The organism is Paenibacillus sp. UNC451MF (assembly GCF_000686845.1).
Taxonomy (GTDB): domain Bacteria; phylum Bacillota; class Bacilli; order Paenibacillales; family NBRC-103111; genus Paenibacillus_S.
The window spans coordinates 1-16,327 of sequence record NZ_JMLS01000020.1; the positions used below are offsets into that span (position 1 = coordinate 1).

Annotated in this window: 12 protein-coding genes and 1 pseudogene; 10 read left to right on the forward strand and 3 right to left on the reverse strand. The window is 49.9% G+C overall.

Annotated elements, in window-relative coordinates:
- Positions 1-204, reverse strand: a pseudogene (locus BP97_RS36880) (hypothetical protein); the annotation flags it as partial.
- Between the two features lie 392 nt (positions 205-596).
- On the opposite strand from BP97_RS36880, the gene BP97_RS0119810 reads away from it, so the two are divergent.
- Both BP97_RS0119810 and BP97_RS41105 read left to right on the forward strand, forming a co-directional pair.
- The gene (locus BP97_RS0119810) at positions 597-1,166 is read left to right on the forward strand and encodes a dihydrofolate reductase family protein (RefSeq protein ID WP_028550671.1); all 570 of its coding nucleotides are present in this window, start codon (positions 597-599) and stop codon (positions 1,164-1,166) included.
- A gap of 667 nt (positions 1,167-1,833) precedes the next feature.
- Positions 1,834-1,896, forward strand: coding sequence for a four-helix bundle copper-binding protein (locus BP97_RS41105; RefSeq protein ID WP_231506352.1), 63 nt, complete (start codon positions 1,834-1,836; stop codon positions 1,894-1,896).
- 212 nt (positions 1,897-2,108) lie between these two features.
- Here the strand turns inward: BP97_RS41105 and BP97_RS0119815 are convergent, their stop codons facing one another.
- Both BP97_RS0119815 and BP97_RS0119820 read right to left on the reverse strand, forming a co-directional pair.
- The gene (locus BP97_RS0119815) at positions 2,109-2,987 is read right to left on the reverse strand and encodes a carbohydrate ABC transporter permease (RefSeq protein WP_028550672.1); all 879 of its coding nucleotides are present in this window, start codon (positions 2,985-2,987) and stop codon (positions 2,109-2,111) included.
- A gap of 12 nt (positions 2,988-2,999) precedes the next feature.
- The gene (locus BP97_RS0119820; RefSeq protein ID WP_081824277.1) at positions 3,000-3,953 is read right to left on the reverse strand and encodes an ABC transporter permease; all 954 of its coding nucleotides are present in this window, start codon (positions 3,951-3,953) and stop codon (positions 3,000-3,002) included.
- 233 nt (positions 3,954-4,186) lie between these two features.
- Between BP97_RS0119820 and BP97_RS0119825 the strand changes: the two genes are divergently transcribed.
- From BP97_RS0119825 to BP97_RS36885, 8 genes are all read left to right on the forward strand, one after another.
- On the forward strand, positions 4,187-5,866 hold the full coding sequence (locus BP97_RS0119825) for a type 2 periplasmic-binding domain-containing protein (RefSeq protein WP_028550674.1): 1,680 nt from the start codon (positions 4,187-4,189) through the stop codon (positions 5,864-5,866).
- A gap of 122 nt (positions 5,867-5,988) precedes the next feature.
- Positions 5,989-7,761, forward strand: a complete 1,773-nt coding sequence (locus BP97_RS0119830) for a sensor histidine kinase (RefSeq protein ID WP_036746212.1) — start codon at positions 5,989-5,991, stop codon at positions 7,759-7,761.
- On the forward strand, positions 7,736-9,364 hold the full coding sequence (locus BP97_RS0119835) for a response regulator (protein WP_028550676.1): 1,629 nt from the start codon (positions 7,736-7,738) through the stop codon (positions 9,362-9,364). Before BP97_RS0119830 ends, BP97_RS0119835 begins: the two co-directional genes overlap by 26 nt.
- Positions 9,365-9,469: 105 nt before the next feature.
- On the forward strand, positions 9,470-10,795 hold the full coding sequence (locus tag BP97_RS0119840; RefSeq protein WP_028550677.1) for a GH39 family glycosyl hydrolase: 1,326 nt from the start codon (positions 9,470-9,472) through the stop codon (positions 10,793-10,795).
- 3 nt (positions 10,796-10,798) lie between these two features.
- Positions 10,799-12,382: a M81 family metallopeptidase gene (locus BP97_RS0119845; RefSeq protein ID WP_028550678.1), complete on the forward strand. Its 1,584-nt coding sequence runs from the start codon at positions 10,799-10,801 to the stop codon at positions 12,380-12,382.
- Complete coding sequence (gene ilvD / locus BP97_RS0119850) at positions 12,369-14,183, forward strand: dihydroxy-acid dehydratase (protein WP_197035500.1); 1,815 nt, start codon at positions 12,369-12,371, stop codon at positions 14,181-14,183. The genes BP97_RS0119845 and ilvD overlap by 14 nt, the downstream gene beginning before the upstream one ends.
- Positions 14,180-14,941, forward strand: a complete 762-nt coding sequence (locus tag BP97_RS0119855; RefSeq protein ID WP_028550680.1) for an SDR family NAD(P)-dependent oxidoreductase — start codon at positions 14,180-14,182, stop codon at positions 14,939-14,941. Before ilvD ends, BP97_RS0119855 begins: the two co-directional genes overlap by 4 nt.
- The gene (locus BP97_RS36885) at positions 14,926-16,299 is read left to right on the forward strand and encodes an aspartate aminotransferase family protein (RefSeq protein ID WP_231506347.1); all 1,374 of its coding nucleotides are present in this window, start codon (positions 14,926-14,928) and stop codon (positions 16,297-16,299) included. The genes BP97_RS0119855 and BP97_RS36885 overlap by 16 nt, the downstream gene beginning before the upstream one ends.
- Positions 16,300-16,327: the final 28 nt, after the last annotated feature.

Consider the following 16,327-nt stretch of genomic DNA (forward strand, 5'->3'; position numbering starts at 1 on the left):
TAGAATAACCGTTGGTTTTTGTCCAGTGAAGGCTTCAAGATTCCTTAAAAGCTGATGGAAAAGCAGTAATCCCTCATGTGTATGAATGATTGAAAAACTCTTACCGTAGGGCGTTCCTTTGTCTAAGAACGCCTGGCCCTGACTTTCTCCTTTAGCAATATCCAGTCCGACTACAGGATTCATTTCTGCATCACCATCCATCATTTTTTTCGCCGGTAGCCCCTAGTCCTTCTTGCAGTGTCATAGCTTCGCTTGTTATTCGAGATCATAGTCTCAACTAGCCTCAAACATGTTTCTACAAGTAGGGGGTGAACAGTTTAGCTGACGAGATCACGGTCCCACGGGCAGTTGCGTTCGACTCCGGCTACCGTTTACTAAACCTCTTAAATGCAAAGGTCAACCAGTAAAAACTGGCTGATTTCATAATACGAACGGGCAGTTTCGCGCAACATTGTGGTCTGCAAAAAAAAAAATCAGATTCCCCCTTGAACCTTACGTAACGTAATGATTTATAGTGAACGTAACAGCAGGACAAAACACAGGACAACGGCCAAAAAATCGAACAAGATAAATTCGAAATCGGAGGAGAAACGGACATGAGAAAACTCGTATTGTTCATGCATGTGTCGCTGGATGGGTATGCGTCAGATTCGAACGGAGGACTGGATTGGATTCCGTACAACGAGGAATTAGAGAAATACGCCGAGGAGGTCGTAGCCGAAGTCGGCTCTCCCGTTTACGGACGCACGACGTATCAGATGATGGAGAGCTACTGGCCCACGGTGCTGGATGATCCGAATGCGTCGAGGCACGGTATGGAGCATGCTAAATGGCTGCAGGATGTTAAGAAGATCGTCATTTCGGGCACGATGGACAAGGCGGAATGGAACAATACAATGCTGATCAAGGACAAAATCGCAGAGGAAATCAAGGCGCTCAAGGAGCAGCCTGGCAAAAATCTCGTTATCTTCGGTAGCCCGGGGGCTGCGAAGACGCTGCTTGAGCTCGGCCTGATCGACGAGTTCCTACTGACGATTTGTCCAGTCGTCCTGGGCAGCGGAAAATCGGTATTCGACGGCGGCGTCGAGAAAATCAGGCTCAAGCTGCTGTCCAGCCGAACGCTCAAGTCGGGCATTATCGCGACCCGCTATGAGTTGGAGAAATAGTCGCGCTGTACAAGGTGTTCCGCTCTAGCGGGAGACGATAGTGCAAACAAGGGACAGATCGCCGCGGCAAGGCAGCTGTCCCTTGTTTGATTGAAACGGGCAGGATAAATTAGTTATAAATATTTCCCCCAACCAAGGTATGGTACAATTTATGGAATGAATTCTATAGGATCAATTGGGGGATTTTTGCATGCATACTCACTTTAGTTTTTATCGGTGCTTTTATGTTTAGTAGATGGTTTATCAATCAAGTATCAAAATGAATATCTTTGAACATGGCGGTGAGAACATGGGGAAATTAAGAATTTGGGGAACTGATGACGTCGGCCCTTGGGAAGAAAACCATGAATGCTAAGAAACCGACATAGCTGCTTGGCTTGTGATTTGTCGGACGACACAAACATTGTCCGTTTTTCGACATGTAATCAGGAGACACTCATTTATGACGAAGGTACGGCTAATCGGTCATACGATTCTATGAATTTATAGAATTAACCATATTAAGCCATGAAACTCTCGAACAAAAGAGCTTCAAGGCTTTTTTGCTCTTATATTGCAATTACCCCTACATGAGCAATTTCAACATTGTATCGATGAGTGCATAAAGTGTATGCTTGCATACAATCACTGTCACGAAGTTTGCTTGAATGAAGATCGCCTAGCGATGATGAAAGAATGTATCCGCATAGATCGGGAGTGCGTCGACATTTGTGCTTTGCTGCGCAAGTGAAGTCCAATAACGATTCCTATGCGAAGGAGATTTGCCGGATTTGTACCGACGTTTGTGAAGCATGCGGAAATGAGTGAAAAAAGCATGAGTTTGAAAAAGCTGCCCTATCTTCAACTGATTAAAGCCCTCACTAAGCCTAAAAGAGAAGGATGATCTTATTTCAAGCACCAGACACCGAAATTCCCCTATCAACTCTGTAACTCTTCCGTCATTTACTCTTTGATAGACCCCACAACCATACCTTTAACGAAATATTTCTGCAGGAACGGATACACGACGAGAATCGGCAAGGCACCAATGAAAATTTGTGCAGCTTTCACAGTATTATTTGATATGTTTTCCATTTCCCGTCCAATCGAAGATAATTGTGTCGAATCGAGCTGAATCAAAATTGTCTGAAGGAAGGTAGCCAGCGGATAATCTTGAATGTTATTTAAATAGATTAGCCCGTCGAACCAAGAGTTCCAGTGACCGACCATTTTGAAAAGTGAGAGTGTAGCGATAGAAGGTAGTGAGAGCGGAATGTAGACAAGCGTCAGTATTTTAAATTGCCCCGCACCATCGATTAACGCTGCTTCTTCAAGCGCTTTCGGGATGCTGCGAAAGAAGTTGAGCAGCAACACGATTAGCCAAACATCGATGGCTCCTGGGAGTATGAGTGCCCAAAGGGAGTTCATCAGTCCAAGCTTCTGGATGACGATATAGGTAGGAACTAAACCTCCGCCAAAGAGCAGGGTCACTACAAAAAACCAAGAATACCAAGTGCGACTCCTCATCACCATCGAGTCCTTCGAGAGTGGGTAGGCGGCCAAAAAAGTAACGATCATCGTGATGAGCGTGCCGATTACCGTCCGTTGCACGGATACCCATAGCGAATGGAGAAAGTTTTCGTTATTCAGTGTCTTCTTATACGCATCCAGTGTAAAGTCGATCGGGATCAAGCCTACCAGGTTGGCATTCGCCGGTCCGCGGCCGCTGAAAGAAACCGCGAGCGTATGAATGAGCGGAAGAATGCATATGAAGGCGATAATAGCCAAGAACACATAGTTGCAAATGTTGAAAATCCGGTATGGTAGCGTTTTATGGTACAAGTCAAAGCCCCCTTAGAAGATCCGGTAATTAGCCATCTTAAGTGCTAGTCGATATACCGATAGAATCAAAATACAGCTCACGATGGATTTGAATAGCCCCATTGCCGTAGCAAAGCTTAACTTCTGGTTAAGTATACCGACCCGATACACATAAGTATCGATGATATCCCCTTTATCGTACACGAGTGGATTGTATAAGTTATAAATTTGATCGAAGCCGGCACTGAGGATGCTGCTTAAAGATAATGTAGCACAGACGGTCATGATTGGAACCAGTCCTGGAAGCGTAATATGAACGGTTTGCTTCCAGCGGGATGCGCCATCAACTTCTGCGGCCTCATAGAGATCAGGATTAATCCCCGATAGGGAGGCAAGATAAATAATGGTGCTAAAGCCAAATTCCTTCCACACCTCGCTTGTCACGACTGTAAACCTGAACCATTCTCCATCCCCCAGGAAGAAAACGGGAGGCAAACCGAACCAATCTTGGAGCACTCTATTGACAAGTCCTCCTTCGGGAGATAACAAATCGACCAGGATCGCGCTCAAGATCACCCATGATAAGAAATGGGGAAGGTACACTAGTGTCTGTACGATTCGCTTGAATACCATCTTGCGAATCTCGTTGAGTAGGAGAGCAAACGCCACAGGAACAAGTATCATGAACCCAATCTTAAGCGAAGCGATGAGCAGTGTGTTCCAGATTACCTGCAGGCTGTCCGTTCGTTCGAATAACGCTTTAAAATGCTTGAACCCTACCCATTCGGAGCCGGTAATCCCAAGGTATGGCTTAAATTCCTGAAAGGCAATCACTACACCGAACATAGGCAAATAATGAAACAACAAGGCAAGGATTACAGCAGGAAGGAGCATCAGATGAAAGGGCCAGGTTTTGCGAAATCGGCGGAGTAGCGACGTTCGAGTGCCCGTTTGGAGTAAATCCTCCGGGTGCGTAGACGTGTTCATTGGTTCACCTCTTAAGGACTTAATATGATTTGTTAACAGTGTAGCATAGGCACACAGACGGCTATATACCATTTTCTTAACACCTGATATTGTTTTGTTAAGGCGAAATGAATGCGGAAACGGGATGTTAATAAAAAAACATATTGAGTTAACAAAGTGTTATTTTACCCGCCAACATATTCCTTTATGATTTGAATGTAAGCCCAATACAATAGGTTAAGGGGGAACGTACGTTGCATCTAACCAAACGAAGAATGGCACTAACCGTGCTCACTATTGCCCTGGCAGGGTCCTCGATCGGCTGTACGTCGAGCACTGGCGGCACAACAACAGGAACAGCAGCGCCGGACAAAGTTCCACTTCAACAGGTCAACGGAAAATTTGATCCGCCTGTAACGATTACAACAGTAAGAGGGGTTCCCGGCCCGGCTACATTCAAGAACGGGGAAACAATCGACCATAACGTACATACTCGTTGGGCAAAGGAGAAGCTGGGCATTGAGATCAAAAGCTTGTGGTCTGTCGTAAACACGAACAATGCCTATGATACGAAGCTGAAGCTAGCGCTTTCCGCTAACGAGCCGATGCCCGATATCGTGCATGCAAGCGGGGAAATGGCGCGGCTCCTGATCGAATCCGGCCGCTTCCAAGACGCAGGAGCCTTATTTGATAAGTATGCTGTTGAGACGTGGAAGAAAGCGATGGCTGAGAATCCATCCGCCTGGTATGAATTCACCAAAGACGGCAAGCGGTACGGTATTCCAGGGCTTGATTACGATTTCAATAATGACCCTGTGCTTTGGGTTCGCGACGACTGGATGAAGAAGCTGAACCTAACTGAGCCGAAAACCATCGATGATTATGAGAAGGTTCTGGATGCTTTTACGAATCAGGATCCGGACGGGGACGGTCAAAAGAACACAGTTGGTCTATCCGTGGGCTTCAAGAAGGCATATGCCAATCAATTCGGAGTCAGCTGGCTGTTCGGTGCATACGGAGCCATACCGGGGATCTGGATGAAGCAAGCGGATGGTACGTTGGCGTACGGTTCCGTACAGCCGGGTGTCAAAGAAGGGCTCGCGAAGCTTAAGAGCTGGGTAGCTAAAGGCTACATTCCAAAAGAAGCGCCGGTATGGGATGAAGCGAAGGCGGGTTCCTTCGTATCCGCAGGCCGGGCAGGCACATTCACCGGTCCGTATTGGTCTGAAGCATGGCCGATGGGCGACTTGACCAAAAATAACCCGCAAGCGAAGCTTAATACATTCCAGCTGCCGGCAGGTCCAAACGGTAAAGGACTTCATTTTGCCACACAGCCGTATGTAGGTGCCATTTTTATCAATAAAGAGATGAAGAACCCGGAAGCTTTCTTTACCTATGGAAACTTCCTGTTCGATAACATCGCCGATCCAAAGGCCGGAAGTGAGTTTGAGAATGGTTGGGCGAAGGGCTATGACTGGGATATGGTTGACGGCAAGGTGACAACGGATCTGCAAAAGATTCCTGGCGGCGGTGTGCGCGTCTTCTTCTACAGCCTACTGATGACGCAGGGTCCTCGTATTCCGTCTCAGAACATTACAGCACTGGTCAACCTGGCGAAGAACGGACAGCCGCAAACGCCGTATGAGCGCTATTGGTCGCAGCTTGCCCCAGCGATCGAGATTCAGTCCTCAAGCAATGTCTGGAATCAGCGAGCCAATCGTCTGATGAACGCGTATACAGGCGGGGCAACAGCAACCATGACGGACAAAGGCGACTACTTGACCAAGCTCGAAATGGAAACATTCAGTAAAATCGTATTCGGTGACGAACCGATCGAAGCTTACGATAAGTTCATCCAAACCTGGAAATCACAAGGTGGCGATGCGATTACCAAGGAAGTAAATGAATGGTATAAGAGTGTCTCCCCAAAATAGTCCGCTTCAAAAAGGATTTTTCATTACTACTGAGAAGTTCCCTTTTGCTCAAGAAGGATTTTGGTCCCCCATCGAGAAGGCAATAACCATCAGTCTCTTCATGAGGGGAAAGGTGAGCAGATTTGGATAAGAAGGTAACTATATTCACAAAGATCGTTGTGATGATTATAGGCTTGTTGGTGCCCGTTATGCTCTTATTTGCTTTGTCCAACCAGACGGCGGTTCGTGTCTTGGAAGATGAAATGAAAACGAACAATCTGAATAAGCTTCGGTTTCTTTATCAGCAAATGGAGGCGAAAATTGATCAAATCTCAATGAATTCCATAGCGATGTCGAATGACGCAGCTATACGTGAATTGGAATATCAGCATCGATCAGGCTCCTATTACGAACGAGAGAGGCTTCTCCAGATGATTCTGGATAATATTACGCTTCAATCCGGGATCAGCGGGTGGATGACGGACATTACCGTCTACTCCCGGCTCACGAAGGATATTATCTCGACCTCTAGCACATCCGTTGATTTGAAAGAGAATCTCCTACTCCGTCAAATTGCGAAGGGCTGGAATTATGCAACATTGGATAACGGGAAAGTCGTGAAGCCCGAGTTTGTTTGGTATGCAGTACATCCGATTACAGCCTTTGAAGAGCCTTCGGAAGCAAAGCTTATTGTCAAAACATCGTTTTCGCCTTCCTATCTACAGGATCTGCTGGATCAGTACAAGGCGGACGGACAGGGGGACCCGTTCTTATATCATCCTGAGCACGGAGTCATTTCTAACCGAACGCTGAACCCGGCCAGCTCGGCCGATTTGATAAGGTATCTTGATGGCCAGAAGATGGTGAGCTCAAACATTCATTTCACAGTGGAGATGAACGGCAGAACATCACTCGCCAGTTACATGAAGCTGAACAACCTGGGCTGGTATTTGGTGGACACCGTACCTCTCGAAGATATTTTGACGCCTGTGATCAAGACGCGTAATTTATTCTATGGTTCAACGCTTCTTCTGCTCTTGCTTAGTTTGTTTGCCTCATACATGCTGTACCGCAATGTGCAGGTTCCAATTCGTGCGCTCGTTCTACACGTACAGCGAATTAAACGCGGGGATTACTCTTCACGGGTCAAGCTTAACGGCGGGACAGAGTTCAGCTTTTTAATCGTACGATTTAACGAGATGGCGGAACAAATCCAGGATCTGCTGGAGAAAGTGGTCGCCGAGCAGCTGCGGTCCCGGGAAGCGGTGCTCAAGCAGCTGCAATCGCAAATTAACCCACATTTCCTTTATAATTGCCTGTTTTATATTAAAAACATGGCGCGGATGGGGGACGAGGAGTCGGTCGTTGCGATGGCTTTAAACTTAGGAGAATACTTCCGGTATACGACTAGGCTTGGTAACCAGTCATCCACTTTGGAGGAAGAGCTGTCTCTGATCGTAAATTATCTGGAAATTCAAAACCTGCGAATGCGAAGAATCGCTTACGAAGTGGCCGTTCCTGAAGAGATGAAAAGTCTTGTAGTTCCGCGCCTTATGCTGCAACCGTTGGTCGAGAATGCCATCCTACACGGTATTGAGCCTAAGGATGGCAAGGGAAAGGTGAGCATTACGGGAGAGTCGGACGATGGGGAATACCGTTTGATCGTGACCGACGACGGTGTAGGGATGGATCAAGATGGGCTTACCTATATGAAACGAGCCGTAAACCGTTCTGAAAATGAGGACGAGAACGGCATCGGCTTTGGACTATGGAATGTGAATCAGCGGGTAAAGCTTATGTACCGTGATGGTTCGGAGTTATTCTTTGCAAACGGGCCAGATGGCGGCTTGAGGGTGATGATCGTGCTGCGTACGGGAGGGGGGGATTCGCATGTATCAGCTAATGATCGTAGATGATGAGCCATCGGTGGTCGATGCGATTGCCTATACGCTCCCGTGGGCAGAGCTCGGCATCGAAGATGTCCTGTGTGCGTATTCGGGGCGCGAGGCGCTCGAGCTCATCAAGAAGCAAGTCGTGGATATCGTCATCACAGATATTCGCATGCCCGGAATGGACGGCATTCAACTTATGGAGCAAATTTTCAAGTTTTCAAAGGACACCCAAATTATTCTATTAACGGGCTACGCTGAGTTCGAATATGCGAAACGAGCACTTCAGCTCGGTGCGGTGGACTATTTGCTTAAGCCGGTCAGTGACGACAAATTGATAGAGTCGATCCGACGCATAACCCGTGAGCTGACGGTAGAAGGGGAAGAGGCTGCCTTCTATAAGCGAGCTGCGCATTTTTTGAAGGAGCACCAGCCAGCTTTAAAGTCGGAAGTACTGGCTAATATGCTGGAAGAGAGCCGATTTGAGGCGGAGGATAGTCTGGCCATGATGGGCATCCCATTTTTCGAAGGGGATGAAGTGTTGCTAATATTAATCCGGCAGGAAGGGCGGTTCACCCGGTATAACCGGAGAGATCGTTTGCTGATGGAATTCTCGATCTGCAATATAGCCGAGGAGTCACTAGGACCATATTTCGAGATCTGGTCTTGCCGGGATAGCCATGACTATTTGGTGCTCGCTCTTAAGGCCAAGGCAGCTGCTCCGGAAACAGAGGAAGTACTGTACCTGCTTCCGCGCTTGTGCAGCCAGCTGCAGCATAATGTCAAGCGCTACTTGCATGGGGACATTTCCATTGTGATCGGCAATCCGGTAAACTTCCCAGAGGATATGGCAACCGGCTATCAAACCGTTTTGAAAACGATGCGGCGCCGAATCGGGAAGGACGTCGGGTTGCTGATGACGGTCAACGACCCCGAAGAGAAGCGGAAGGTTTCGGTATTGAAAACGCTTCATGAGGCACCCTCCCTCAATCACTTATTTGAGGCTGGGATGTGGGAAGAAGCGGCCCGCAAGCTGGACGCCGTGTCGAACGAATTGGATCAAGCCTGGGACGATTCGCCGGAGTTGCTGGCCGAATGGTATCATACCCTCATTTCGGCAATCTACCGCTTCGCCCATATGAATGGAGAAACGCTCGCTCAACTGCTTGAACGCATCGGAGAAACGGAAGGCATCCCAGACATGCATGCGTTACTGTCCGTCCAACGGATGAGGGAATGGGCTTTGGGTCTATGCAAGAAGTTGTCCAGCGACAATACAGAGGACATTCGCCACTCGCGTGCATTGGTGATCAGTCAGGTTAAGGACTTTATTCATGAGCATTTATCGGAGGACGTGTCCTTGCATATCCTTGCTGACCGGGTAAACCTGCATCCCAGTTACTTATCGAAGGTGTTTAAACTAGAGACTGGTGAAGGGCTCAACCATTATTTGCATTTTGTAAGAATGGAGAGAGCTGTCCACCTCCTCAAGCACAGCGATGCAAAAATCTATGAAATTACAGCGTCAGTCGGCTATTTGAATACGCCGTATTTTATCAAGGTGTTTAAGAAGGAGTTTGGCATGACCCCGCAGGAATACAGGGATCATCATGCCGTAAGGCAGCTGTAATGTTCTCATAACGTTATTATAGAGCGGGATTTGCTCTTCGCCGAAATATCTGACTGAAGGTACGTTATGGATTCAAGTCTTAAAAAAAAGCAGGAGGTCTAAGCTATGTCCGATATCCACATTGCATTGAATCAATCGGCTGGAGAAATCAAGGCTATTCATGGGGTCAACAATGGACCGGTTTGCTATGGCTCGCTCATCGATGTAACACATTATTACATAGACGCGGAAATTCCTCTGGTCCGCATCCATGATCCCAACTGGCCTCATGCCTGGGAGGTGGATATTCACACCATTTTCCCGGATTTCAGCAAAAACCCGCAGGACCCGCAAAACTACGACTTCACGCGCACGGACGAATATTTGCGTACGATTCTTGAGACAGGGGCAAAAATGGTTTACCGGCTTGGCGAAAGCATCGAGCACACCAGGCAAAAGTACTATGTTCATCCGCCGTCCGATTATCAGACATGGACCCAGGTTTGCGTCAATATCATCCGCCATTATAACGAAGGCTGGGCCGACGGTTTTCACTACGATATCCGGTACTGGGAGGTTTGGAACGAGCCGGATTTGGACGATCGCATGTGGTCCGGAACTCCGCTTCAGCTGTATGAGCTGTACGAGGCTACTGTAAAAGCGATTAAAACGTTTGACCCCTCTTTGAAGGTAGGAGGCTACGCGGCAGCGCGGCCTACATTACCGTTCCTGACCGATTTCCTGGCTTACTGTCAGGAGCGTAGTTTACCGCTTGATTTCTTCACTTGGCATACGTATACCGGCAATCCTCAAAAAATCGTGGAGCATGCCCATCATGTGCGTGCCGAGCTCGATCGGCATGGTTATCGTGAGACTGAAAGCCACTTGAATGAGTGGAATTACCTGGAGACGGATTTTACGAAAATCTGGCATCGCGGAAATGAATATGTACGCAAAAGTAACTTTGACAGGCAAAAGAATGCGCACGGCGCAGCCTTTACCTCCACCGTGTTGACACTGCTTCAGGATTGTCCGGTGGATGCCGCCAATTACTACGACGGTCAACCTACAGCCTTATTTTGCGGCCTGTTTGATTACCACGGGGTACCACAGAAGACCTACTATACCTTTAAGGCATTCCAGCGGATGACAAAGTATGCTGAGCGTGTGCAGACGCTCGTCGATAACAAAGCGACTAATGTGTCTTGCTTGGCTGGGTTGAACGGAGCGGGCGGCGGCGCGGCATTGATTACAAGCTACGGTGGCAATGCCAGGCTTCATACAATTGGATTTGAGGGGATGAAGGGGCCAATCACGGTTCGCGTCTACACGATAGATGACGATCATCGGCTCGATTTGCGTGAAGAGCGCATCGTGTCGGATAGCCTGCTCGTATGGTTTCTCCCTTCTTACAGTGTGACTTTGCTCGAATGGTCAACTTTGGAGGTGTAGTGCGTGTGTCGTGGCAAAGCCAAGAAGGTGTTGATCGGGAGCCTGATTCAGGAAAGCAACACATTCACTCCTGCACGAAGCAGCATGGAGGACTTTTATCGGCACCACTGGGTGATCGGCGAAGCGATCCGGGATCTCCGGACGGAAAATGAACTGTGGGGATTTATGCGTGAGGCAGTAGACGAGGGCATTGAGGCCATTCCTGTTCTATCCGCAAATGCAGTATCCTCCGGAATGCTGACGGCTCAAGCGTTTGCAGAGCTGAAAACCTCGCTTCGTGAGCTGCTACAGACTGCGTTTCGGGATGCAGGAAGCTGCGACGGAGTGTATTTCGCCTTGCATGGGGCCATGGTTGCTGAGGATTGCGATGATACGGAGGGCGAACTGATTGCGGTAATCCGACAGTGTATCGGACCGGATATTCCCTTGGTCGTCTCCTTGGATTTACATGCGAATGTCACACGAAACATGGTGCGTCAGGTGGATGGACTTGTCGGGTTCCGTACTTATCCGCATACGGACTTCGCTGAGACGGGGCGCCGGGCGGCTAAGCTGCTGTTTGCCACTGTTCGCGGCGAGATCGGACCTATCGTAATTATGCGGAAGCTGCCTCTTATTGTCCCTGCGGAAAACAGCCAAACGACCTCCGGCCCGTTTGCCGAGATGTGGGCGGAAGCAGAGGCAGGCGAAGAGCGGGGGGACTCCCTAGTAACATCGTTATTTCCTGTGCAGCCCTGGCTTGATATCGAAGAAATGGGCAGCACCGTGGTGATAGTCGGTGATGCACGTCGCAAAGAAGCCGCTATCGAGGAGGCGGAGCGTCTAGCATCACTCTTCTGGGAGATGAGGAAGGAATTCGATATTCGGTTGTGTAGTGTGCAGGAGGTCGTGGAAAAGCTGTGGCAACTACAGCCTGGGGAGGGCCCGATGGTCGTCTCGGATTCGGCGGACAGCCCTAGCGCCGGTTCTCTAGGGGACAGCAATGCCGTGCTGCAAGGACTTCTCGCTAGCGGAATATACGAATCGTATAGCTGCCTGATCACGATGGTAGATACCCCCGCCGTTATGAAGGCCATTACCTCCGGTGTTGGGCAAGAGGTTACACTGTCGCTTGGCGGAGCTGTATCCAGTATGGATTCGAATCGGCGCATCAGACCAATCGAGGCGAAAGGCATCGTACGAAGAATCGGCGACGGGCGATTTTTCTTGAAGGGCGGCTATGCCAAGAATACGGAAGCGTTCATGGGACGCTGCGTCGTATTCGACATCGGGCGTATATCCGTGCTAATTACGGAACGCGCGACCTTCTCCGGAGATCCGAGCATGTATCGAAGCATGGGGCTCGAGCCGTGTGAGGCGGATTTGGTGATGGTTAAATCTGCGAACCAATTCCGGGTCGATTACGGGAAGATGACGCGTCATATTTATATTCTCGATACCCCTGGATACAGCACGGCTAACATCAAGGCCCTATCGTTCCGAAAAATCGCACGGCCCTTCTATCCGTTTGATGACGATTGGAAGGATCATCCGTTATACGGGACGGCTTGCCAGAAGAGAGAGGACGAAGACAATGAACGGTCATGACCGAGTAGAATGCGGTGCAGCAAGCGAGCCTGCGCGGATAAAAGAGTATGAGTCGAATATGGATGCTGAGCTTAATAGCCAAAAGACCCGCAAAATCAGCTTTGAGGGCGACGCGTTGCGCATGTCGATGGACTGGACAGTAGAGGATCTGGATAAGGTGCAGGTGCTGGTGGAAAGCACGAATGGAGCAAGCCACCCAAGCTCCTACCACCTTGGAGAGCTAGTAACAGAGATCGAGAAAGGCGTATTCCAGAACGGCGGTAAGCCAGCGATCTACACCACGACAGACATTTGCGACGGTGTGGCTCAAGCTCATCATGGGATGCACTATTCGCTGCCGTCGCGCGATATGATCGCTTCCATGGTGGAGATTCATGCGCTTGCAACTCCGTTCGATGCCATGGTATTGACCTCGGCTGGGGATAAAGCCGTTCCAGCGCACCTCATGGCCATCGCACGGCTCAATATTCCGGCCATTCATGTGCCGGGTGGTGCGATGAGTGCAGGTCCATGCTTGCGGAGTAACGAAGAGTTGTGGCATATGAGTGTGGAAGTAGAAAAGAACAAGATGACGAAAGAGGAGTTTCTTGCTTTCCAACGAGCCTGCTGTCCGACCTGCGGCGCCTGCCAATACATGGGCACCGCAGCGACGATGCAAGTTATAGCCGAGGCACTGGGGCTCGCTCTCCCATGGACGGCGCTCATTCCTGCCGTCAATGCCGAGATTCGGAGGGCCTCGCGGGCCGCTGGGCAGCAAATTATGCGGCTGATGAAGCTGAACCTCAGACCATCCGATATTTTGACACTTAAGGCGTTTGAGAATGCGATCATGGTGCATTCGGCGATAGGCGGCTCTTTGAATGCGGTGATGCACCTGATAGCTATCGCCCAGGAAGCGGGAATTGAGCTGAACGCGGCCAGGTTTGATGAAATTCATCGCAGCATTCCGGTTCTGGTCGATACGAAGACTGCCGGACATTATCCGACAGAACTGTTCTGGTATGCCGGCGGAGTCCCGGCGGTCATGGAGGAGCTGCGCGATTATCTTCATTTGGATGTCATGACCGTCACGGGGCAAACGCTCGGAGAAAATCTCGAGCAGTATCGGAACAACGAGATGAGGACTTTCGCAGAGATGTTTCTAGCCAACTATAAGCTGAACCGGCGGGATTTGATTTATTCCATCCGCAAGCCGCTGAAGGCAGAGGGCTCTCTTGCGGTTCTGCGGGGCAGTCTGGCTCCCGAAGGCGCAACCGTGAAAAAGTTCGCCGTAGCCGATTCGATGCAGGTTCATCAGGGGCCAGCGCGGGTGTTCGACAGCGAACGTGAAGCTGTTGACGCCTTGACACAAAAGCATATTCAACCAGGCGATGTGGTGATCATCCGTTATCAGGGCCCTAAAGCGGTCGGGATGCCTGAAATGTTCTTCATGTCGGAGCTTATCGCTTCCGACCCAGTGCTGTCCCATACGACGTCCCTCGTTACAGACGGTCGTTTTTCCGGGGCTACCCGCGGGCCATGCGTAGGCTATCTCGGTCCGGAGGCGCTCGACGGCGGACCGATAGCGGTAGTTGAAAACGGAGATCTGGTTCGCATCGAAATTCCGAATCGACGGATCGACATTGTAGGGATCCGAGGCCAAGAATGCACAGATGAAGAAGTAAAACGGGAGCTTATAGAACGATTTGCCAAGTGGTCGCCGCCGGTGATCCGTCACAATGGGATTTTGGGGCAATACACTAAGCTAGCTCGGCCGGCCTTACAGGGCGGGTCATGTTCTACAGGGGGAGTGGACATATGAAATTGCAGGGGAGAACAGCCATTATTACCGGCTCATCGCGTTCCATCGGTGCAGCGGTTGCAAAGCGCTACGCGAGAGAAGGGGCCAATGTCGTTGTAAATTATCGATCCCATCCCGAGCTCGCAGAACGTGTGGTGGAAGACATCCGTGCTTTCGGCGGAGAAGCCTTCGCCTTCGGGGCGGATGTCTCGAAGGAGGAACAGGTTGAAGCCATGGTGAAGGAAACGGTCAAGTGCTACGGGACCGTGGATATTCTTGTGAACAATGCTGCCATGGATCCGCGAAAAACATGGTATGAAATTACTGCCGAGGATTGGGACTATATTATGGGGGTAAACGTCCGCTCGCAGTTTCTGTGTGCAAAGGCCGTCTTTCCATATATGCGGCAGCAGCAGTACGGTAAGATCATCAATGTGTCATCCGTTACCTTTTTCACAGGTCAAAAGCAATTTCTGCACTATGTCACCTCGAAGGGGGCGATTATCGGGTTTACCCGCGCTTTGGCGCGTGAAGTGGGGGGGCATAGCATCACCGTCAACTGCATCACCCCAGGCGCCGTTCTGACCGAGACGGAATACGAGAAGGTCAGCGAAGAAACGATTCGGGAGAGCGGGAAATTTCTGGCCAAGGCACAATGCTTCTCCCGCAGGGAGATGGCCGCCGATGTAGAGGGAGCGTTCCTCTTCCTCGCTTCCAAAGACAGCGATTTCATTTCAGGCCAAACGCTTAATGTCGACGGCGGTTGGATCATGCATTAACGCAAGCGTCAATAGAAGTAGAGATGATGATGGCGGGTTTTAAGCAAACGAAATTTGAGAAATCAAAACGGAAATATGCTGAATCGCAGCAGGTTCTTGCCAGAGGCGTCGCTAGTTCTCTGCGTTCTGCAATGAAACCGACGCCGTTGTTCGCCGAGTCAGGCGAAGGACCGCGTATTAGGGATATTGACGGCAACGAATATATTGATTGCTTGCTGGCATACGGACCATTAATCCTTGGTCATGCCCATCCCTCACTTACCGACGGGGTGCTTGTAGCATTGAAGAAGAGCCCAGCCTTTGGCCTTCAACACGAGGGGGAGATCCAATTGGCCCGCCTCCTGACAGAGGTGCTCCCTTGCGCCGACCAAGTTGCACTGAGCGGTTCCGGCACGGAGGCAGTCATGCTGGCGATCAGGCTTGCTCGCGCTTATACCAGGCGGCCGAAGATCGTTCGTTTTCACGGACACTATCACGGCTGGTCGGACTCCATTTTTACTTCGTTTCCAAGCGCCGACATACGCCAATCAGCCGGGGCTACCGGTGCGAAGGCCGAACGAATTCTCCCTGGCACAGGCGGGCAAAGCGACAACAGCTTGGAGGACATCATCCTGTTGCCTTGGAATGAATCCGAAATGCTGGAGCAAATCTTACGGGAACATAAAGACCAGATTGCTGCCGTCATCTCCGAACCGATAATGTGCAACTCCGGTTGTATCAAACCGAGACCCGGATATTTGGAACTTATACGGGAGCTGACCTCGGAGCTTAGCATCGTGATGATTCTAGATGAAGTGATTACAGGTTTTCGTCTTGGGCTAGGAGGCGCGCATGGGAAATTAAATCTTAATCCGGATCTCGTCACGGTAGGGAAAGCGATGGGGGGTGGCATTGCCATTAGTGCGGTTGGTGGACGCAGAGAGATAATGAAGCAGATCGAGGATGGGACGGTCAGTCATCTTGGAACGCTGAACGGCAATGGATTGGCAGTAACAGCGGCAATGGCTACGATAGAGGAGCTTGCAAAAGACGGCGGTGCCGCATACCGCCAAATGGAGCAAACGACCGATCAACTAGTCGCCGGGATCCGAGACGCTCTCGCCAAGCATAGTATTCCCGGACTAATCAATCATGTGGGTCCAGTGTTCCATATGATGTTCACGACAGAAACTCAAGTGGAGCACTTTGATACTTTTAACAAGCGAGATGGAGCCATGTACAGTCGTTTCGCCGAAAAAATGCTCGATCGCGGCGTGCTTAATCGACCAAATGGTCTATGGTACGTATCGGCGGTTCACGGTGAACGGGAGATACAAGAAACCGTTCGTGCGGTGGATAGCACTTTAGCTGAGCTTTAATGAGGTTCAGCTGCTTTTATAAATGTAC